The organism is Bacillus sp. ILBB4 (assembly GCF_035064545.1).
In the GTDB taxonomy this organism is placed as follows: Bacteria; Bacillota; Bacilli; order Bacillales; family Bacillaceae_H; genus Priestia.
Genome location: NZ_JAIQVD010000005.1, coordinates 261181 through 280803 on the forward strand (window position 1 = coordinate 261181; position 19623 = coordinate 280803).

The following is a 19623-nucleotide window of genomic DNA, read 5'->3' on the forward strand; positions in this document are numbered from 1 at the left end:
AAGCAGAAGGGTATTCCTTCTGCTTCAAAACAGCTCCATTAAACGTTTTAGTTGTTGTTTAGATTTCCATACAGTAAAATGATACATAATATCATACATATACGTAAGTACGGCTGAAGGGAAGGAACGTTTTATGCCAAAAGGTGAAGGGAAATTAATTGCACAAAACAAAAAAGCCCGCCACGACTTTTTTATTGAAGAAACATATGAGACGGGTATTGTTCTACAAGGAACGGAAATCAAATCAATTCGTAATGGGCGTGTAAATTTAAAGGACTCTTTTGCTCGTGTGCAAAACGGAGAAGTATTTCTACACAATATGCACGTTAGTCCTTACGAACAAGGAAATCGATACAATCATGAGCCGTTGCGTACACGAAAGCTATTGCTGCATAAGCGTGAAATCAGCAAGCTAATTGGCTATTCAAAAGAAACGGGTTATTCATTAGTTCCTTTAAAAGTGTATTTAAAAAATGGATACGCAAAGGTTTTACTAGGGCTTGGTAAGGGTAAAAAGAAATATGACAAGCGTGAAGACTTAAAGCGAAAAGAAGCGAAGCGCGATATCGAGCGAGCATTTCGTGATCGTCAAAAGATGTAACATTACAAAATCTTACAATTGCAAAATGCTCATTTTGTGATATAATAAGTATTGTTATCAGTTAGATTTCATTTTGCACACTGAAGTCGCTATCTGATGTAAGATTTTTTCTTACACATTCCGACTCCCTTTTATATGGGGACGTTACGGATTCGACAGGGGTAGTTCGAGCTTAGGTTGCGAGTCGAGGAGATGGCCTCGTTAAAACATCAACGCCAATAATAACTGGCAAATCTAACAATAACTTCGCTTTAGCTGCATAATAGTAGCTTAGCGGTTCCTCCCTCCATCGCCCATGTGGTAGGGTAAGGGACTCACTTTAAGTGGGCTACGCCGGAGTTCGCCGTCTGAGGACGAAGGAAGAGAATAATCAGACTAGCGACTGGGACGCCTGTTGGTAGGCAGAACAGCTCGCGAATGATCAATATGCCAACTACACTCGTAGACGCTTAAGTGGCGATATTTCTGGACGTGGGTTCGACTCCCACCGTCTCCACCAATACATATTGTATGGTGGCTTACCTTACTTATAACAGGAGTTAATCAAATGTATGCTCTTCATTTGATTAGCTCCTTTTTAATTTATGATTTATGTAAAATTGAAAAAAGCAGGAAAGAAATAAAAGGATGCCTCTTACACAAAGAGGCATCCTTTTACTTTTGTTTAAGCTGAACAAAAAGCAGCATAAGAAAGGAAAGAAAGACGATTGAAATAACCCATAGCCAAGCGAGATTCATGTTTCCAGAGTCAATCGCTACGTAGATAGCGGTAGGCACAGTTTGAGTTTCACCTGGAATATTGCCGGCAAACATCAAAGTGGCTCCAAACTCTCCGAGTGCTCTTGCCAGACTTAGCACTCCTCCTGTTACGATGGCTTTAGAAGCTAAAGGGATAGAAATAAAGAAAAAGACTTTCCATTCGCTTGCGCCATCTACTCGAGCTGCGTCTTCAATTTCGTAATCTACGCCTTGAAAGCCTGTTTTGGCAGATTGATACATAAGCGGAAACGCAACGACAACGGAGGCAATAACAGCTGCCCACCATGTGAAAATAACGGGTTGTTGAAAGACCCATTCAATTGCCCGGCCGAGCAGGCTGCGTTTCCCGAATATGACAATCAATAAAAATCCAACAACGGACGGAGGGAGCACCAACGGGAGCATTAACGCCGTTTCAATCATCACTTTTCCCTTAAAGTGTTTCCTGGATAACAGTTTTCCTATAACAGTGCCTAAAATAATAACGACAAATCCTGCTACTAATGCAATTTTAAGCGATAGCTGAAGAGGAGATAAAAATTCTTGAATCATAGCGGCCTCAATTTGCAGTGAAACCGTATTTCTTTAAAGTGTCAAGAGCCGTCTTACTTTGTAAAAATTGATAAAAAGCTTTTGCTTCTTGTGGATGTTTCGAATCCTTAATAACGCCTACAGGATATACAATTGGTTTGTGAGTGCTATTATCTGCAGTAGCGACAATCTTCACCTTTTTTGAAATCAAGGCATCGGTTTTATAAACCACCCCAGCTTCAACGTTTCCTGTCTCTACATAGGAAAGCACCTGGCGTACGTCTTTCGCATAGACGGTTTTTGGCTCAATGTTTTTCCAGAGGTTCATGTGTTCAAAAGTCTCCTTCGCATACTGTCCGGCAGGAACGGATTCTGGTATTCCAATTGCAATTTTTTGAACAGTCGGCTTTGATAGATCTTCAAAATTTGTGATAGCAGACGTATTATTCTTTGGCACGATAAGCACAAGGTCATTGCCAACCAAGTCAGCACCATTCTCTTTGGAGATAGCTCCTGCTTTTACTAGTGCATCAAACTTGTCTTCCGCTGCTGAAAAAAATAAATCAACAGGTGCGCCGTTTGTAATTTGCTGTTGCAGCGAGCCTGAAGCTCCAAAATTAAATTTCAAGTCTATATTTGGATGCTTTTTTTCATATTGCTTTTGAATATCAGTGAGCGCATCTTTTAAGCTGGCCGCAGCGGATATCGTTAAGCTGATGTTTTTGTGCTGAGCTGCGGATTGATCGGTATTTGTTTCGTTCGAACAAGCAGCAGTAAACATAATTAAAAATAATAGTGCGAATAAGGGTTTAAAGTATTGTTGCATCGTGTCACCTCAGTTAGTTGTAGTAAAGCAATTTAGTATAACTATATCACGTTCATTTAAAATTTGACTTCCTAAAAAGAAAACAGCGACTTGAAAGGGGGAAAACTTTCAAGTCGCTGCTTCATTTATTCTTCCAACGCTTTGCCCATTCCTTTTAAAAAGTGAAGCCCAAATCCAATTGCACGATTGACATCTGGATCGTTTAGCGCTTTTATAAGAGCTAATGCACTTACTTTTTTTCCTGTTTTTACATATTCATTCGCTTCGTTCATACCAGCTGTTGCGCTATTTACAAGTTTAGCAGTTACCTCTGGATCTGCCTTCATCAAACCGCTGCTTGCACCCATAAGAGTATTAATTAAATTGGTTACCGGTTCTCTGGAAATTTGATGAAGCGCAATTTTTGAGATTTTTTCTTTCGCTTGAATCATTGAATCAGCAGCTTCAAGAACACCCATGTCGTTAAGTTCGCCAACAATACCGAGAATACGGTTCAACGCTTCTTCATTATCTGCCAGCAGAGAAGTTAAATCTTCTAATTTTTGTTGTTTTTCTTCTTCCTCGCTTAGAAGAGGTTTCTTAATTTCTGTAATAGGTTGTGCCATCTTTTCTCCTCCTATTTACTTGTTAAATGGACGTAGCCAGGACGGTTCCATTTACGCTGAACCTCGACCCCATTTTGAGGATGACGTTTTTTGTTACGCGGATTTGTAGACGGTAAAGGCGTTTTTCCACCTTTACTTAATACTTCCATCCGTACTTTTGTTTGTTTGTAAGCCGGCGTATTTGTTCGTTGGTCGACTGCAGGTCCCGTCAAGAAGTTAATAGCCGAATCTTTATGAACAGAGTGCATTGGAAGATACAGCTCATTTGCTTTTACTCGCTCTGTAATTAATGCCTGTACTTTTACTGCTCCAAACGGTGAGATTAATCTGACAAGCGAACCTTCTTCAATTTCACGCTCCTTGGCAAGCTGAGGTGAAATTTCTACAAATACTTCCGGTACTTTTGATTGGATGCCGCTTGATTTATTGGTCATATTCCCTTCATGAAAATGTTCTAACATTCTTCCATTATTAATGTGTAGATCATATTCTTCTGGGAATTCGGCAGGAAGTACCCAATGTGATAAAGCAAAGCGCGCTTTTTTATCTGGGAAATTAAACCCATCGACATAAAGTAACGGCGTGCTTTTTCCCTCTAAGCTCCCCCATAAGAAGCTATTCCAGCCTTCAAGATTTTCGTAGCTGGCTTGGCCGAATAGAGGTGATAGACTAGCCATTTCTGCAAAGATATCACCAGGATGTGTATACGTCCAGTTCGCACCTAAGCGGTTGGCAATCTCTTGAACAATCCACCAATCCGGCTTTGAATCACCGAGCGTTGGTAATGCTTGATACAATCTTTGGACACGTCGCTCCGTATTGGTAAACGTTCCGTCTTTTTCAAGAGAAGGAACAGCAGGAAGTACAACATCAGCATATTGAGCCGTTCTCGAAAGGAAAATGTCTTGGACGACAAAAAAATCTAAATTTGATAATATTTCGTGTACATGGTTAGCATTTGAATCAACAAGAGCCATATCTTCTCCGACAAGGTACATGGCCTTCATTTTTCCTTCACCAATTGAATGCAGCATTTGAATATTATCAAGCCCTGGCTTATCTTTAATTTTTACACCGTATGCTTTTTCAAATTTTGCTCGGGCGACTGAGTCTGTGACGTGCTGATAGCCTGGAAGCCAAGCAGGAAGAGTTCCCATATCACATGCTCCTTGGACGTTATTGTGGCCTCGGAGCGGATAAGCGCCTGCTCCAGGGCGTCGATAGTTTCCAGTAGCAAGCAACAGGTTTGAGATAGCCGCTGATGTATCAGAGCCTCCCGTATTTTGCGTTACGCCCATGCCCCACAGCACACAGGTTCCATCGGCGTCTCGAATCATTTCAGCTATTTGAATGAGCGTTGCTGCTGGAATACCCGTAATTTGTTCAGCATATTCAAGCGTGTACTTTTCAAGCAAAGAGTGAAAGTCTTCAAAATAGTTGACGTTTTCTTGGATGAACTTTTCATTGTGCCATCCTTGGTCAATCATGTATTTTGTTACAGCCATTAGCCATACTTGGTCCGTACCTTGTTTTGGACTGATAAAAATGTCAGAGCGTTCAGCCATTTCGTTTTTGCGCAAATCTGCGACGATTAGTTTTTGGTCATGAAGCTTATGCGCGCGTTTGATGCGAGTTGCTAATACAGGATGACCTTCAGCAGGGTTAGCTCCAACGATGATAACCAGTCCAGCTTTTGCGATGTCTTTTATCGTGCCGGCATCGCCTCCCATTCCCACTGTTCGAAATAATCCATCAGTTGCAGGAGACTGACAGTAGCGAGAGCAGTTGTCTACGTCATTTGTTTCAAACATTTGGCGAGCCAGCTTTTGAATAACATAGTTTTCTTCGTTTGTAATCTTAGAAGAAGAAATAAAACCAACTGATCCATGTCCATACTGCTGATTAATAGAGCTTAACCTGCTTGCTACTAAGTCGAGGGCTTCTTCCCATGACGACTCTACAAATGCACCATTTTTTCGGATTAAAGGCTTAGTAATACGTTTTTCAGAGTTTACAAAATCCCAGCCGAATTTTCCTTTCACACAGGTTGAAATGGCATTTGCGGGAGCATCAGAGCTAGGCTGAACTTTAAGGATTTCACGGCCTTTTGTCCATACTTCAAATGAACATCCAACTCCGCAAAATGTACAGACAGTTTTTGTTTTTTTCGTGCGTGTTTCGCGCATAGCGGCTTCCACTTCTGAAACAGCAAAAATTCCGCTGTATCCAGGTTCTACTTCTTTAACTAAATCAATCATTGGATTTAAAACGTCTTTTGGAAGCCCAGTCATAAATCCAGCTTCTCCAAGCATGGATTTTTCCATCAAGGCATTACAAGGGCATACGGTTACACATTGACCGCAGCTCACACAAGAAGATTCATTGATTGCTACACCGTCATCCCAGAGAACGCGGGGACGTTTCGCTTCCCAGTCGATAGAGAGTGTTTCATTAACTTGAAGATTTTGACAAACCTCTACGCATTGTCCACAAGCAATGCATTGATTAGGTTCATAACGGTAGAACGGATGAGACATATCGACTTCATTCTCTGAGGCCTTTGGCGTATAGGGGTATTTTTGATGTTCAATCTCCATCATTTCAGCCGTGTTATGTAATTTACAGTTTCCGTTGTTATTATCGCAAACGGTGCAGTATAGCAAATGATTCTCTAATAAACGATCCATTGCTTCCGTCTGTGCCGCTTTTGCGGGTGCTGATTGTAATTCAATCTTCATGCCGTTTTCAGCTTTTGTAGAACAAGAACGAACTAACTCGCCATTCATTTCAACGATACATGTGTCACAAGTTTGAATAGGGTCTACTTCAGGCACATAACAAATCTGAGGGTGCTCAATGCTTTGCTGGTTAATAATTTCGAGTATGGTAGAGCCTGAAGCTGCCTTGTATTCGTTACCATTTATATGAACAGTGATGGTTTCACGACTCATTTGTTTTCCTCCTTTATATAAAAACAAAAAACCACCATGAATACACACGCCTAATTAAATAAGGGAAGTGCAATCATGGTGGAATAGTTTACTAGCAGGTCTTACTAATATGCCAATCCGGCCCATTTATATCGTTAAGAAAAAGTGATAGAGTAATAACAATTCATTATTATTATTATTCCATCTCGGTTATTTATAATTATATCGCTACGTTTTTAAATGCACAACTTTTTTAAATACCCAACTCTATTCAAAAGTTTTGCTGCAAAGATTTTAGGCTTTTATTTTTTGAAGTGTTGATTTATGATAAAAAAACTGTAGGAATAAAATGCACAATTTAATTTTAATCGGTGGGAGAGCGTTGATTATGTCAAAAACTATTCATGAATTTAATGATATTATTCGGAAGCTTCGAAAAGATTTATTTGGAAAAGGACCGGAAAGAATACATACGGTTTTTGTTGAAAATATGGCTGTCTCAACACTGTATGGAAATTTAACTCCGACAGAAACATTTATTGCAAGCACTGCTGAAGGATGTGACATGGTTCATCTAGCTCGAACAAAAATGATCCAAGATGTATATGCATCGAATCCGCCCGAAGGGCTAGAAGAATTGGTAGGAGCAAAGTTGGTTAATTTATTTTCAGATATGAAAATAAAAGAAAATATAGCGGTTTCCGTATTCGTTTTTGATAAAAATATTATTTAAAAAAGGAGACATCACATGAACTCGACCGTTAAGAAGCGTACAGTTCTTAGATTTAAAAATGGTCAAATGGAAAGCGTGGAAGATAAAATTGTAACGGAGTTTCCTGTGACTGTGAAAATTAATGAAGAAGAGTTTGTCACGATGGTATGTAGCCCGCAATACATTGAAGATATGGTAATTGGCTATTTAGCATCTGAAGGGGTTATTCGAGCATACACAGACATTAAAAACATATGGGTTCAAGAAAAAGAAGGGTATGTTCATGTTACAATAGATAAATTAAACCCGTATTTTCAAAACCTTCAAAATAAACGATATATCACGTCTTGCTGCGGGGCGAGCAGACAAGGGTTTGTCTTTATAAATGATGCACTGACTGCTAAAAAAATGAACGATATATCGGTAGAACTTTCAATTAAGGATTGTTTTCAATTGATGAATAAGCTGCAGCAATCTGCTGCTACGTTTCAAGAAACGGGTGGCGTTCATAACGCTGCTATTTGTGATAAAAATGGCTTTATGCTTAGCAGAATGGACATTGGTAGGCATAATGCTCTAGATAAACTATACGGGTATTGCTTAAAACACCATATTTCAATTAGAGATAAAGTAGTCGTTTTCAGCGGCCGTATTTCTTCAGAAATTTTGTTGAAAGTAGCGAAGATCGGGTGTGAAGTGGTTCTTTCAAAATCCGCCCCGACTGAACTTGCTTTAAATCTAGCAGAAGAATTGGGAATTACAACGGTAGGGTTTATTCGAAATGATTCGTTGAATATTTATACATGCCCGGAAAGAATTTTAAGAGAGAGTTAATCTGCTGTGGAGAAGCTGACAGCTAGAGAGAGGAGAGATGAGGCAGATGTCATACACTATAGTTGATACTTTAAAGCGTCCTTTACGAGACTTGCGTTTGTCAGTAACAGATCGCTGTAACTTTCGCTGTCGATATTGTATGCCTGAAGAAATTTTTGGGGCAGACTATCCATTTTTACCTGCCGAAAAAATTCTTTCGTTTGATGAATTAGAGAGACTCACTAGATTATTCGCATCGCTAGGAGTAAAAAAAGTGCGTATAACGGGAGGAGAGCCGCTGCTAAGAAAAGGCTTGCCGGATCTAATCAATCGTCTGAAGCAAATTGAGGGTATAGATGATATTGCCATAACAACAAACGGCTCACTGTTAAAGAAGCATGCAGAAGCCTTATCAAAAGCGGGATTATCAAGAGTAACCGTTAGCTTAGACTCGCTTGATGAAGTGAGATTTCAAGAGTTGAATGGAAACCGAGGAAGCGTAAAACGAGTATTAGAAGGAATAGAAGCAGCAGCTCTTGCGGGGATTTCAGTCAAAATAAACATGGTTGTCCAAAAAGGCAAGAATGAGCAGGATATTCTTCCGATGGCTCACTATTTTAAAGACAAAAAACATACGCTGCGTTTTATTGAATATATGGATGTTGGAAATTCAAACGGATGGAAAATGGATGAGGTTATAACAAAGAAACAAATTCTTGATATAGTTGGACAAGAAATGCCTCTTGAAGAAATTACACCTCATTATACGGGAGAAGTAGCCACCAGGTATCGATACGTCGGGACAGAAGAGGAAATTGGTATCATTTCATCTGTCACAGATTCATTCTGTACCACTTGTTCACGCGCAAGAGTATCGGCTGAAGGAAAGCTCTATACCTGTTTGTTCGCGTCAAAAGGATATGACCTCCGCACACTGATACGGTCAGAAGCCTCTGATCATACTGTTTGTGACACCATTTCTGATATCTGGAATCATCGGAAAGATCGTTACTCAGACGAACGAGCTAATGGAAGACAGGTCCAAGGCGCTGAAAAAGTGGAAATGTCTCATATTGGTGGATAATTCAAAGAAGCTTTATACATCCCAATCACTGCGATGATTCACATTTATAAAAGTGGGATCTTCTGCTGAAAAAGGCACGCGAAGGACGTTTGTCTGATTCAACAATTGCGTAAGCCTTCTTTCACCTTGTGTAACGAGTTGCTCAATAAGAGGAAGCGTTCTACGGTGATAGAGTGCTAGAAGCGGGTGAATGTGATCAGGCTGAACAGGAAGAACAATGTCAGGTGAGTCCGTTTGAGTCAGTGTGACCATGTGATGAACAAACTCAGCATTAATAAAAGGAATATCGCAAGAAAGAATAAAGAACCATTCAGCGCAGCAATCGATCGCAGTTAAAGCGTGATGAATTGCATACAAAGGACCTTGATAAGGGCATTTTTCAACTGCAAATGCAACATCCTTTCTTTGAAAATAAGGGAGTAAATCTTGGTTGGTAGACACAAGTATAGGTGTGACGTGATTTTCTTTTAATGCATCTATACTATATTCGTAAAATGATTTCTTGTTATAGGTTTCAAACATTTTTGGTTGACCGTAGCGAGAAGATTTTCCTCCTGCTAATACAATGCCTGCAATGGACATTTATTAAATACCTCCATCAAAATATATTTGTATATTTATGCAAAAAAGTCTCCATAAAGCAGCGTAGCTTTATGTGTATAATAGCATGTTTCTAAAGAAATATCTTTGACGAAGGAATAGATAGTGAAGTCAGAGATTGAATGAGAAAGGGAGAGAAAAGAGTGACAGAACGTTATTCACGTCAGCAGCTTTTCCAGCCCGTTGGAAACAAAGGGCAGCAGCAAATTAGAAGTAAGCATGTTTTAGTTGTAGGTGCAGGGGCTCTAGGCAGCGCTAGCGCAGAAGCCCTCGTGCGTGCTGGAATTGGAAAGTTGACTCTTGTAGATCGTGATTATGTAGAATGGAGTAATCTACAGCGTCAGCAGCTTTATACAGAACAAGATGCGCAAAACAAACTACCTAAAGCTGTAGCAGCAAAAAATCGTTTGCGTCAAATAAACACGGAAGTGAAGATTGAAGCGCTGGTGATGGATGCTCAGCCTGCTAATTTAGAAAGTATCGTCCAAACAGCCGATTTGATCATCGATGCGACAGACAACTTCGACATCCGTTTTATTTTAAATGATTTGTCACATAAGTATGAAGTTCCTTGGATATACGGCTCATGTGTAGGGAGTTATGGCGCCACTTATACCGTTATCCCAAATGTAACCCCTTGTCTGCACTGCATATTGAAAAAAGTGCCTGTCGGAGGGGCAACCTGTGAGACAGCAGGAATTATTAGTCCCGCTGTTCAAATTGTGGCAGCCTATCAAATAACCGAAGCATTAAAAATTTTAGTCGAAGATGTTGAAGCTTTGCGCCACACATTTCTAACCTTTGACGTCTGGAATAATCAGCATGCTGAATTTAAGACGGGCAAAATGAAAAGTGATAAATGTTCTTCTTGCGGATCGACCCAAACATATCCTTACTTAGCGTATGAAAATCAGCTTAAAACAGAAGTTCTGTGCGGCAGAGAGACGGTTCAAATCAGACCCTCGCAGCACCATTTGTACAACTTCGATGAATTGGAAAAACGGTTAAAAAAACAGGGGAAAGTGGACCGCAATCCATATCTTCTGTCATGTCAGCTTCTAGAGCAGCGCTTTGTAATTTTTCAAGATGGCCGTGTATTTATTCATGGAACGAATGATATTCAATTTGCGAGAAGCTTATATTATCGTTTACTAGGATGAGTAAAGGAGTGAAAAGAATGAGAGAAAAGCGAACTCCTATCCCTGTCGGAGAATGCGTTGGACGAGTGATGCAGTATGCAAAAAACAGAAAGCAAGAAATCATTGCGCTTGAAGAAGCTCACGGCAGATTTTTAGCTGAAGATTTAATAGCAGATCATGATATTCCTGCTTTTGATCGTTCTCCATATGATGGTTTTGCCGTTCGGTCGCAAGATACGAAAGAAGCATCATCACTTCATCCAGTAGAACTGGCTGTTCGAGGAGAAATAGGAGCGGGTTCTGTTTTTGAACATACAGTCAACGCGATGCAGGCTGTGCGTATTATGACAGGAGCTCCTATTCCTAAAGGCTGCGATGCGGTTGCGATGCTTGAAGTAACAAAAGAATATACAAAAGACAATCAGCCGATCGTTCAAATCAAGCGTTCGTTTAACAGCGGAGATAACATTTCTTTTCAAGGAGAAGAAACAACAAAAGACACTGTGTTAGCTTCAAAAGGAACGTATATCACTTCGGGAGTAGCAGCTCTTTTAGCCACATTTGGTTATAGTAACGTAGCTGTCTTCAAAAAACCTGTAGTTGGATTACTTGCAACTGGAAGTGAACTAGTGGAAGTGAGTGATCCTGTTGAACGGGGCAAAATTCGTAATAGCAATGCTCATATGCTGCGTGCGCAAATTGAAAAAGCTGGAGGCGAAGTGAACTATTTTGGTATTATGCCTGATGATTTAAGTCAGTGCTACAATGCGGTAAAAGCTGCACTATCAGAAGTGGACATGCTGATTACAACGGGCGGCGTTTCAGTAGGAGACTATGATTATCTACCAGATGTGTATAAACAATTACAAGCCGAAGTTCTTTTTAATAAAATAGCAATGAGACCAGGTAGTGTAACAACGGTTGCTCGTATGAAAGAAAAGCTTTTATTTGGCCTCTCGGGAAATCCTACAGCGTGCTATGTCGGTTTTGAACTTCTGGCTCGTCCGGTAATCAGTACATATGCGGGTAAAAGAACCCCTCATCTTCGGAAAGAAAAAGCTTTGTTAGGAAAGGACTTCTTAAAGCCAAATCCTTTTATGCGATTTGTATCTGGCAGGCTTTCATACAGGGAAGGACAGCTAATTGCTTCTCCATTAAGCTTTACAAAATCTAGTGCTGTTTCTTCTTTAGCTCATGCGGATACATTAATTATATTTCCTGGAGGGACGAGAGGATACAAAGAAGGAATGCTGGTTGACGTCTTATTGCTAGATGACGTGCGGGGAAGTGAATGGCCTTGGTAGCTTGTTGTACCGTTTTACAAGTAGTTGGATTTCAAAACAGCGGAAAAACTACTTTAGTGGAAAAGCTCATTAAAAGAGCGAAACAATTCAATCTATGTGTAGGTTCTATTAAGCACCATGGACACGGCGGACCTCCAGATAGCAGCAGTGAGCTAAAAGACAGTCATCGCCACCAGCAAGCAGGTGCCGATGTGGCAGGTGTAGAGGGAGGTGGAATCTTTCAGCTTACGGCAGATAGTAAAGACTGGAGCCTAAAAAAGCTGATTGATTTTTATCAATTTTTCTCGCCAGATGTCATTTTTGTTGAAGGATATAAAAAAGAATCCTATCCAAAAGTAGTCTTGATTCGAAGTGAAGAAGATCTTGTTCTGCTTTCCTCTCTAACCAATATTATATGCGTGATCAGTCACGTTCCGCTTAAAAAAGAAGTGCAGCGAGCATATCCAATATTTCGCTTACAAGAAGACGAGCTTTATCTTAATTTTTTATTGAAAGAAGTGGGGGAAAGAAGATGAACCAGCACTTATTTGAAGTAGTAAATCAGTCAATTGCCGTAGATGAAATAATTAAAAAAGTTTCTAGAAGAGACGCGGGAGCTATTACGACATTTATTGGAACGGTAAGAGAATTTACAAAAGGCAAGAAGACGCTCTCTCTTGAATATCAAGCCTATGTGCCAATGGCAGTGAAAATGCTTAGCCAAATTGGTGACGAAATTCAGGAAAAGTGGCCCGATGCTTTGACAGCTATTACTCATCGAATCGGGAAGCTTGATATAACAGAAGTCGCAGTAGTTATTGCCGTTTCTTCTCCGCATCGCAAAACAGCTTATGAAGCAAACGAGTATGCTATTGAACGTATTAAGCAAATTGTGCCAATTTGGAAAAAGGAATTTTGGGAAGACGGAACAAAATGGATTGGAGATCAGTTAGAAACGAAAGAATATCCTGAAGGAAAGCCAATGAAGGAGATGTAAAAATGATTAACGTCTTATTTTTCGCTGCTATACGTGAAGAGGCTGGAGTGGAACAAGTAACAGTTGATAAGCAAGATATAACAGTGAAGGAATTAAAGGAATATGTGCAAAAAACGTATAAGTTGTCCTCTCTGAAGCAAACGATGACCGCAGTCAACGAAGAGTTTGTAACAGATGAAGAAACCATTGGAACGGGAGATACCGTCGCATTTATTCCGCCCGTTAGTGGAGGATAAAAAAAGGTGCTGAATATACAGCACCTTTTTTATTATCTAAATTGAGCTACTTTTTCGATTGGTAAACGTACAGACGGGTAACCGCTATTTGCTGCTTTGCCGATTGAAAGTAACATAACCGGCGCATAGCGCTCTTTGTCTAAACCGAATGCTTCGGCAATTTGATCTTTTTCATAACCGCCAATAGCGTTTGTATCATAACCGTGAGCACGTGCAGCAAGCATTAACTGCATAGATACTAAACCGCTGTCAATTAATACTGTTTCTTTATTTAATTCTTCAGAAGCAGCTGCGTAGTGCGCTTTGATTTTAGGAATTTGCATATCTCTAATTTCTTGTGGCATATAGCCTAGTTCAACAGCTTTATCGTAAATTTCATCTAAATTTTCTTCACTTTTTAAATCGCCGAAAATCGCAATAACAGCTGCTGATGTTTCTACTTGTGATTGATTAAATTTAGCAAGCGGAGCTAATGTTGCCTTTCCTTCAGGGCTATCAATTACTAGAAAGCGCCAAGGCTGTGCATTAACAGAAGATGGAGCTAGCGTCGCTTCTGTTAAAATTTCTTTCATTTCTTCACGGCTGATTTTGACAGATGGGTCGTAATAACGAATAGATCTGCGCCCTGTAATAATATCTTGGAAATCATTGTTTAGTGTTTTTGTTTGTGTCATGATGAACTCTCCTTTATGTTAAAAATGTTATGACCGTTCAATGGCCGAAATGTTTACTTTTAAACGCTCGAGCATTTTGGAAAGCAGCAGCTGTTCTTCTTCGCTGAAATCTTTAAATGCTTCATCAATAAAGCGAGCTTTTTCGTTTCGAAATGCACCGATTTTTTCATGTCCGCTTTTCGTAAGCTTTACAAATGTTACGCGGTTGTCATCAGGGTTTTTACGGCGTGATACAACATCTCTTTCTTCGAGCTGCTTTAAATGCCTTGTAATTGCAGCATTGTCAATGTTTACTTGCTGTTGAAGCGCCTTTTGACTCATTTCACCTGTTTCATAAAGCTGATGTAAAATATCAAGACGTGATTGGCTAACACCGGTACAATGCTCAAACTTTTGATTAATTTGTTTATTAACTTCTTGCAGAGCATACAGAACATTTGCTTTTTCAGAACATGAATGTGACAAGAAAGTCGCTCCCTTTTTCTATGATATTTATAGATGGATTAATATTTGATACATCAATGTTTGATACATCAACTAATATAAAATAAATAAAAGTGAAAGTCAAGAAAGTGAACGTTGGTTTTTAAAAATAATAAAAAAAGAGGCTGAGACGTAACGAAATGAATCCCATCCAAAGGCGAATAATCTGGATATATAATCTGGACTGCTGGAAGGAACGAAACAGATAAAATCTACGTTCACCATAACAAAAAAAACGAACCACTAATCAAACTGTTTGATTAGTGGTTCGTTTTTCACTTCAGCTAAACTATTTTTGTCTCAGCCTCTTTAAGCTGAATGATTTTTTTTGCTAATTTGTTCGTGCGTATAGGGAGATAGAAACGGAATACGCTTGATAATCAAATCGTGAATCCAGAATAATCGCTGAATAAGAGGAGCTGTTTTAGCTGAAACGTATATAATAAAGCATCCGATAGCTCCCGCAATCACCATGCCTCCAAGTACATCTGCTGGATAGTGAACGCCTACGTAAATACGTGAAAGGCCCGAAATGACAGCCCATATAAAAATGATGCTTCTCCATTTGTTTTTTCGTAACCACATGATCCAAGCAGCAGAAAAGACTAAAATCGAATGATCACTCACAAAAGATGAATTAGCCGGGTGCGGAATCAGCTTATGAACGTGATGAGTCACAAACGGACGCGGGTGGTAATACACCAGGTGAATGACTTCATTGATACATAGAGAAAGTACAATTGTAAACAACATGTATAAAGCCGTATAACGGTGATAAATTGTTCTTTCTGTTTTTCCGCTAAACCAAAGCAAAAGCAAACAAGCCATTATAAAATAAGGAACGCTATTCGTGATGATAATCATTACAGAATCCATTGCGCTGGATTTACCAGCAAACGAGTTAATCCATTGAAATACTTCGTAATTAAGGTTCATTTGTTTTCTCCTTATGCAGTACTTTTCACTCTTAGTTTAGATTGACACTCTAAAAAAACAATGAATTTCACATTAAAAATCAATTAAAATCCAAAATTTAAGGGCATTTAATGATATAAAAAGGAGAGGAAGAAACTGCTTTTAGAATAGGAGATGAAACAGTTGAAAAAGGTTTTATTTTTACCTCTTCTAAAAATGCCTTCTGGCCATCATCAAGTGGCAGAGGCGTTAATGGATATATTGGAAAGAAGAACAACAAATATTTGTTATAAAAAAATAGATTTATTAAGCTATACAAACGAACTATTAGAAAAAGTGGTCACAGGCACATATTTGAAATGGATTCGTTATGCTCCAGAAACGTACAATATGGCATACAAACATCTCTTTTATGAACCGCCTGTTCATTCATTCAAATGGTATCATCACGTATTCGCAAAAAAAATGGAGCACTTAGTTAAAGAAGAAAATCCGGATTTAATTATATGCACACATGGGTTTCCTTCTTATTTGCTCAGTCAATTAAAAGCAAAAGGCAAGTGCGATGTACCTATTATAAATGTCTACACGGATTTCTTTATTAATAATTTATGGGGAAAAGAAGAGATTGATTTTCACTTTCTCCCTAGTGAAGAAGTAAAAAAAGGACTTCGTGCTCAAAGTGAAATTCCACTTCAAAATATGATGGTCACAGGAATACCGGTACATGAAGAAATAACAAAAACAAGAACATTTAAGCATCCTGGTAACCGAAATATTTTAATTGCTGGAGGCAGCAGCGGCTTAGGCAATATTATGGATTTCTACAATGATTTAAAAGATGCGCGCCATTTTCATTACTTTGTCTTATGCGGCAAAAATCAAAAGTTATATGAAGAAATCAAGGGATGGGAATTACAGCACGTTACACCAATTCCGTACATTTCATCACGCACAGAAATGAATGAACTGTATGAACGAGTGGATGCTATTGTAACAAAGCCAGGTGGTATAACGGTCAGTGAAGCTCTTCGCAAGAATTTACCGATTTTTGTTCATTCTGCTTTACCAGGTCAAGAAGAAGTGAATTTACGCTATTTAACAGAACGAAACTTAGTTCAAGAACTAAAGGCGGATCAATCGTTAGAAAGTCAGCTGCAGGCAGTGCTGCAGGATGCTGATAAAATGAGCACATTATATAACGCGATTGCTGCTTACCATAAAGAAATCGAAGCACAAACGCCTGAAGAACTTTTAGCAGTAGTCAATTGGATTTTAGGTGAAAAGCAAACGATTGGTCTTCATGCGTAAAACATTCATGTTTACAAACAATAAGGATAAGCTAAAAGACAAGTATGTTGAAAAAGTAGGGTTTAGATAAAAAAACAAACATCTTTTGAAAAAGGTGTTGTTTTTTTATCTAAAGAAGCTATTCTTTCACTTAAGACATGTGGTGAGAGGTGTATAACATGAAAGAGAAAATTTTAATTGTGGAAGATGAAGCGCAAATTGCGAAAGTGTTAAAGATTGAATTGGAATTTGAAGATTATGAAGTAGATGTTGAGTACGACGGGAAAGCGGGGTTAGAGACGGCAACATCGGCTCAATATGACCTCATTTTGCTAGACGTGATGCTTCCAAGTCTGAGCGGTATTGAGGTGTTAAGAAGACTTCGGAAAGCGGAAGTATTTACGCCAGTTATTTTATTAACTGCCAGAAATACGACGCTGGATAAGGTAATGGGCTTAGACCAAGGAGCTAATGATTATGTTACAAAACCGTTTGAAATTGAAGAACTGTTAGCACGGGTTCGCTCTTGTATTCGCTATCGTTCGCTCGTAGAAGCATCAGGAACGAAAGAAGCTGAAGCGGAGCTCTTAACGATCAGTGATTTGACCATTAATCTTGAAACAAGGGAAGTCCTAAGAAACAATGAATCCATTACGTTGACACCGAAAGAGTATGATTTAGTCGTGTATTTGCTTACGAACAAAAATAAAATTGTCACGAGAGAAGGAATTCTCACAAACGTTTGGGGCTATGAATATGAAGGAGAAACAAACGTAATTGATGTGTATATTCGCCACTTAAGAAAAAAAGTAGATGAAGGTTTTTCTACTTCTCTCATTCATACGGTGCGGGGCGTAGGATATATGATGAAAGAGGAGAAACATGAAGATCACGACGAAGATTAATTTGCTGACAACAGCATGGCTAGTGGTTATTTTATTAATCATGAACATCGTTGTTTTTTTCTCCTTTACTAAATCTACGGTGAATATGGAACAGGACATTTTATTCGAAAAAGCACGCGAGATTATTCAAAAAGGTCAACAAGATCATTCCGTGGAGCTCTCGCCAGAGTTACTAAAATTTTATTTGACCAACCATTCATTTATCCGAACAGTCTCAGAAAATTCTACGGTCATTAACCAAGTATCAAATGATCCTCATCTGGTGAAAATTAAGCCCGAATTTTCAAAGAAAAAAAAGGTGAAGCTTCGCAAAATCAGAGAAAAGCAAGTATTGGTTATTCGCATGCCTGTCAAAGTCAATAATCAAGTCGTTGAAACGCTGGAAATTGGTGAGCTCCTGACTGGTTTTGAAACCCGTAAGGATATTTTGCTATCAATTTTGATTTTTTGTTCGCTTGTGTCCATTTTACTGTCGCTTTTAGGAGGAAGATGGTTATCACGCGTCATTATGCATCCTATTAAAAATATGGTCACAACGATGAAAGAGATTGAAGAGAGCGGTGTTCCTAAAAAAGTCCTCATTCAAACGGAAACGAGAGATGAACTGCAGGGTATGACCGTTACCTTTAATCATATGATTGACCGCTTGCGAGAAAATATTGAAAAGCAAAACCAGTTTGTTTCCGATGCTTCTCATGAATTAAAAACCCCTCTAACCGTTATTCGCAGTTATTCTAATTTATTAAGAAGAAGAGGGATTAAAAATGAAGAAATTACGCTGGATGCGATCGACACCATCTATGCGGAAGCAACCAAAATGCAAAAAATGATTGAAACGCTGCTTGATCTGGCAAGTGTGGAAAAAGAACAAACGCTTGATATGAAGCAAACAGATCTTGTTCTTATTTTTGAACAAATCGTTAAGCAGCTGCAGCAGGTATACAAAAGAGAATTAGTTCTTCATTATGATCAAACGCCCATTATGATTGAAGTGGATGAACTGAAAATGAAGCAAGTGTTGATTATTTTGCTTGATAATGCAATTAAATACAGTACGGATAAAATTGAAGTGACCGTTGAAAAAGAGCAGGAAGATGTCATTATCAAAGTAAAAGACTATGGAATTGGCATTCCAAAAGAAGATCTTGCACATATTTTTGAACGCTTCTATCGAGTTGATAAAGCTAGAAGCAGAGCTACGGGAGGAACGGGGCTTGGACTATCGATTGCACAAACTATTGTCCGTCAGCACAAGGGCGAGATTTTTATTAAAAGTGAAGAAGAACAAGGCACGGAAGTTGTTATTCATCTTCCCATTTCATCTACAAACTGAGAAAGCCGCCGTTAGGCGGCTTTTGCGTGATTATATGATTTTTCTCCGACTAAAGTATGAAGGTATTTCATTACAAAGTCGTTCGAAATGCAAGAAAAAAGCGAATAAGATAAGAGTATCAACAATCAGTGGAGGTTTTAGTATGAGTTATACTCTTTTTATAAAAGCAAATGACAGATCGACAAGTGAAGCCGTAAGCGTGAAACTATATGATGCGTTTTTAGAAAGCTACAAACAATCGCATCCAGGTGAAGAAATAATAGAATTGAATCTGTTCAAAGAAGAACTTCCTTATTTAGATGCAGACATGATAAACGGTCAGTTTAAATTAGCAAGAGGATTAGAAGTGACAGCAGCGGAAAATAAAGCAGCAGAAATTGCGAATCATTACTTAGAACAATTTGTGAAAGCTGATAAAATTGTCATTGCTTTTCCGCTTTGGAATTTTACTGTGCCGGCCGTGCTTCATACGTACTTTGATTATTTAAATCAAGCAGGCAAAACGTTTAAGTATACGCCAGAAGGTCCTGTGGGATTACTAGGCGATAAAAAGGTGATGTTATTAAATGCACGAGGTGGAGTATATTCAGAAGGTCCGTCAGCCGCTGTCGAAATGGCCGTTAAATATGTCAGCAGCATACTTCAATTCTTTGGCATCACAAAGGTGAACTCTGTTATTATTGAAGGGCATAATCAATTTCCAGATCGTGCTCAACAAATTATTAAAAGCGGCCTAGAACAAGCAGTACAAGCAGCCAAAACATTTTAAATAACAGTAGTAAAAGCCAGGCTTACAAAGTCTGGCTTCTTTATATTTCTATTGTATACTTTTAAAAATATAACCGGTAAAACGAGATTAGAAATAGCTGCTCATTATGATATCAAAGTGGAGGTAAATAAAGAAGGT

The 19623-nt window shown here is 38.9% G+C and carries 21 protein-coding genes and 1 other RNA gene; 14 read left to right on the forward strand and 8 right to left on the reverse strand.

The window, feature by feature from the left end; genetic code table 11:
* The first annotated feature begins 133 nt into the window (after nucleotides 1-133).
* On the forward strand, nucleotides 134-601 hold the full coding sequence (smpB, locus tag LAV82_RS22180; RefSeq protein ID WP_013059694.1) for an SsrA-binding protein SmpB: 468 nt from the start codon (nucleotides 134-136) through the stop codon (nucleotides 599-601).
* 137 nt (nucleotides 602-738) lie between these two features.
* Nucleotides 739-1100: a transfer-messenger RNA gene (ssrA, locus tag LAV82_RS22185) on the forward strand.
* A 155-nt stretch (nucleotides 1101-1255) separates the two neighbouring features.
* On the opposite strand, the gene modB is transcribed toward ssrA, so the two are convergent.
* The 4 genes from modB to fdhF all read right to left on the reverse strand — a co-directional run bounded on the left by modB (nucleotide 1256) and on the right by fdhF (nucleotide 6273).
* On the reverse strand, nucleotides 1256-1912 hold the full coding sequence (gene modB / locus LAV82_RS22190; RefSeq protein ID WP_211078574.1) for a molybdate ABC transporter permease subunit: 657 nt from the start codon (nucleotides 1910-1912) through the stop codon (nucleotides 1256-1258).
* Between the two features lie 7 nt (nucleotides 1913-1919).
* Entirely contained in the window at nucleotides 1920-2717 is a 798-nt protein-coding gene (modA, locus tag LAV82_RS22195) for a molybdate ABC transporter substrate-binding protein (protein ID WP_499716896.1), read from the reverse strand.
* A gap of 125 nt (nucleotides 2718-2842) precedes the next feature.
* Nucleotides 2843-3322 (reverse strand): helical membrane plugin domain-containing protein, encoded by a 480-nt coding sequence (locus LAV82_RS22200; protein ID WP_013085382.1) that lies wholly within the window; start codon nucleotides 3320-3322, stop codon nucleotides 2843-2845.
* Nucleotides 3323-3333: 11 nt separating this feature from the next.
* Entirely contained in the window at nucleotides 3334-6273 is a 2940-nt protein-coding gene (gene fdhF, locus LAV82_RS22205; RefSeq protein WP_499716897.1) for a formate dehydrogenase subunit alpha, read from the reverse strand.
* A 367-nt stretch (nucleotides 6274-6640) separates the two neighbouring features.
* On the opposite strand from fdhF, the gene LAV82_RS22210 reads away from it, so the two are divergent.
* The 3 genes from LAV82_RS22210 (at nucleotide 6641) to moaA (ending at nucleotide 8861) form a co-directional block, all read left to right on the forward strand.
* On the forward strand, nucleotides 6641-6985 hold the full coding sequence (locus tag LAV82_RS22210) for a Na-translocating system protein MpsC family protein (protein ID WP_013085380.1): 345 nt from the start codon (nucleotides 6641-6643) through the stop codon (nucleotides 6983-6985).
* A 66-nt stretch (nucleotides 6986-7051) separates the two neighbouring features.
* Complete coding sequence (gene fdhD, locus LAV82_RS22215; RefSeq protein WP_370506938.1) at nucleotides 7052-7798, forward strand: formate dehydrogenase accessory sulfurtransferase FdhD; 747 nt, start codon at nucleotides 7052-7054, stop codon at nucleotides 7796-7798.
* A gap of 46 nt (nucleotides 7799-7844) precedes the next feature.
* On the forward strand, nucleotides 7845-8861 hold the full coding sequence (gene moaA, locus LAV82_RS22220; protein ID WP_499716898.1) for a GTP 3',8-cyclase MoaA: 1017 nt from the start codon (nucleotides 7845-7847) through the stop codon (nucleotides 8859-8861).
* Between the two features lie 12 nt (nucleotides 8862-8873).
* On the opposite strand, the gene mobA is transcribed toward moaA, so the two are convergent.
* Complete coding sequence (mobA, locus tag LAV82_RS22225; RefSeq protein WP_211078570.1) at nucleotides 8874-9443, reverse strand: molybdenum cofactor guanylyltransferase; 570 nt, start codon at nucleotides 9441-9443, stop codon at nucleotides 8874-8876.
* Nucleotides 9444-9604: 161 nt separating this feature from the next.
* Here mobA and LAV82_RS22230 point away from each other — a divergent pair, with 161 nt between their 5' ends.
* Genes LAV82_RS22230 through moaD form a run of 5 tightly spaced genes read left to right on the forward strand, consistent with a single transcriptional unit; the run spans nucleotide 9605 to nucleotide 13116 of the window.
* Nucleotides 9605-10621, forward strand: coding sequence for a molybdopterin-synthase adenylyltransferase MoeB (locus tag LAV82_RS22230; RefSeq protein ID WP_274157002.1), 1017 nt, complete (start codon nucleotides 9605-9607; stop codon nucleotides 10619-10621).
* Between the two features lie 17 nt (nucleotides 10622-10638).
* Entirely contained in the window at nucleotides 10639-11904 is a 1266-nt protein-coding gene (locus tag LAV82_RS22235) for a molybdopterin molybdotransferase MoeA (protein ID WP_499716899.1), read from the forward strand.
* Nucleotides 11892-12419: a molybdopterin-guanine dinucleotide biosynthesis protein B gene (mobB, locus tag LAV82_RS22240; RefSeq protein WP_274157000.1), complete on the forward strand. Its 528-nt coding sequence runs from the start codon at nucleotides 11892-11894 to the stop codon at nucleotides 12417-12419. Before LAV82_RS22235 ends, mobB begins: the two co-directional genes overlap by 13 nt.
* The gene (locus LAV82_RS22245) at nucleotides 12416-12880 is read left to right on the forward strand and encodes a molybdenum cofactor biosynthesis protein MoaE (protein WP_499716900.1); all 465 of its coding nucleotides are present in this window, start codon (nucleotides 12416-12418) and stop codon (nucleotides 12878-12880) included. The genes mobB and LAV82_RS22245 overlap by 4 nt, the downstream gene beginning before the upstream one ends.
* Nucleotides 12881-12882: 2 nt before the next feature.
* Entirely contained in the window at nucleotides 12883-13116 is a 234-nt protein-coding gene (gene moaD / locus LAV82_RS22250) for a molybdopterin converting factor subunit 1 (protein WP_013085372.1), read from the forward strand.
* Nucleotides 13117-13148: 32 nt separating this feature from the next.
* On the opposite strand, the gene LAV82_RS22255 is transcribed toward moaD, so the two are convergent.
* From LAV82_RS22255 to LAV82_RS22265, 3 genes are all read right to left on the reverse strand, one after another.
* Nucleotides 13149-13790 (reverse strand): nitroreductase family protein, encoded by a 642-nt coding sequence (locus LAV82_RS22255; RefSeq protein WP_034648443.1) that lies wholly within the window; start codon nucleotides 13788-13790, stop codon nucleotides 13149-13151.
* Between the two features lie 27 nt (nucleotides 13791-13817).
* On the reverse strand, nucleotides 13818-14255 hold the full coding sequence (locus LAV82_RS22260) for a MarR family winged helix-turn-helix transcriptional regulator (protein WP_013085370.1): 438 nt from the start codon (nucleotides 14253-14255) through the stop codon (nucleotides 13818-13820).
* A 327-nt stretch (nucleotides 14256-14582) separates the two neighbouring features.
* Nucleotides 14583-15209, reverse strand: coding sequence for an undecaprenyl-diphosphatase (locus LAV82_RS22265; RefSeq protein WP_029319284.1), 627 nt, complete (start codon nucleotides 15207-15209; stop codon nucleotides 14583-14585).
* Nucleotides 15210-15362: 153 nt separating this feature from the next.
* Here LAV82_RS22265 and LAV82_RS22270 point away from each other — a divergent pair, with 153 nt between their 5' ends.
* From LAV82_RS22270 to LAV82_RS22285, 4 genes are all read left to right on the forward strand, one after another.
* On the forward strand, nucleotides 15363-16499 hold the full coding sequence (locus tag LAV82_RS22270) for an MGDG synthase family glycosyltransferase (RefSeq protein ID WP_223269017.1): 1137 nt from the start codon (nucleotides 15363-15365) through the stop codon (nucleotides 16497-16499).
* Between the two features lie 158 nt (nucleotides 16500-16657).
* Entirely contained in the window at nucleotides 16658-17383 is a 726-nt protein-coding gene (locus LAV82_RS22275) for a response regulator transcription factor (protein ID WP_013059676.1), read from the forward strand.
* A complete protein-coding gene (locus LAV82_RS22280; protein ID WP_013059675.1) occupies nucleotides 17361-18716 on the forward strand; it encodes a sensor histidine kinase in 1356 nt (451 codons plus the stop codon). Before LAV82_RS22275 ends, LAV82_RS22280 begins: the two co-directional genes overlap by 23 nt.
* A gap of 142 nt (nucleotides 18717-18858) precedes the next feature.
* A complete protein-coding gene (locus LAV82_RS22285) occupies nucleotides 18859-19485 on the forward strand; it encodes an FMN-dependent NADH-azoreductase (RefSeq protein WP_013059674.1) in 627 nt (208 codons plus the stop codon).
* Nucleotides 19486-19623: the final 138 nt, after the last annotated feature.

Coding starts and splice junctions, on each gene's coding strand:
- smpB (WP_013059694.1), top strand. CDS start 134: ATGCCAAAAGGTGAAGGGAAATTAATTGCACAAAACAAAAAAGCCCGC.
- modB (WP_211078574.1), bottom strand. CDS start 1,912: ATGATTCAAGAATTTTTATCTCCTCTTCAGCTATCGCTTAAAATTGCA.
- modA (WP_499716896.1), bottom strand. CDS start 2,717: ATGCAACAATACTTTAAACCCTTATTCGCACTATTATTTTTAATTATG.
- LAV82_RS22200 (WP_013085382.1), bottom strand. CDS start 3,322: ATGGCACAACCTATTACAGAAATTAAGAAACCTCTTCTAAGCGAGGAA.
- fdhF (WP_499716897.1), bottom strand. CDS start 6,273: ATGAGTCGTGAAACCATCACTGTTCATATAAATGGTAACGAATACAAG.
- LAV82_RS22210 (WP_013085380.1), top strand. CDS start 6,641: ATGTCAAAAACTATTCATGAATTTAATGATATTATTCGGAAGCTTCGA.
- fdhD (WP_370506938.1), top strand. CDS start 7,052: ATGGAAAGCGTGGAAGATAAAATTGTAACGGAGTTTCCTGTGACTGTG.
- moaA (WP_499716898.1), top strand. CDS start 7,845: ATGTCATACACTATAGTTGATACTTTAAAGCGTCCTTTACGAGACTTG.
- mobA (WP_211078570.1), bottom strand. CDS start 9,443: ATGTCCATTGCAGGCATTGTATTAGCAGGAGGAAAATCTTCTCGCTAC.
- LAV82_RS22235 (WP_499716899.1), top strand. CDS start 10,639: ATGAGAGAAAAGCGAACTCCTATCCCTGTCGGAGAATGCGTTGGACGA.
- mobB (WP_274157000.1), top strand. CDS start 11,892: ATGGCCTTGGTAGCTTGTTGTACCGTTTTACAAGTAGTTGGATTTCAA.
- LAV82_RS22245 (WP_499716900.1), top strand. CDS start 12,416: ATGAACCAGCACTTATTTGAAGTAGTAAATCAGTCAATTGCCGTAGAT.
- moaD (WP_013085372.1), top strand. CDS start 12,883: ATGATTAACGTCTTATTTTTCGCTGCTATACGTGAAGAGGCTGGAGTG.
- LAV82_RS22255 (WP_034648443.1), bottom strand. CDS start 13,790: ATGACACAAACAAAAACACTAAACAATGATTTCCAAGATATTATTACA.
- LAV82_RS22265 (WP_029319284.1), bottom strand. CDS start 15,209: ATGAACCTTAATTACGAAGTATTTCAATGGATTAACTCGTTTGCTGGT.
- LAV82_RS22270 (WP_223269017.1), top strand. CDS start 15,363: ATGAAACAGTTGAAAAAGGTTTTATTTTTACCTCTTCTAAAAATGCCT.
- LAV82_RS22275 (WP_013059676.1), top strand. CDS start 16,658: ATGAAAGAGAAAATTTTAATTGTGGAAGATGAAGCGCAAATTGCGAAA.
- LAV82_RS22280 (WP_013059675.1), top strand. CDS start 17,361: ATGAAGATCACGACGAAGATTAATTTGCTGACAACAGCATGGCTAGTG.
- LAV82_RS22285 (WP_013059674.1), top strand. CDS start 18,859: ATGAGTTATACTCTTTTTATAAAAGCAAATGACAGATCGACAAGTGAA.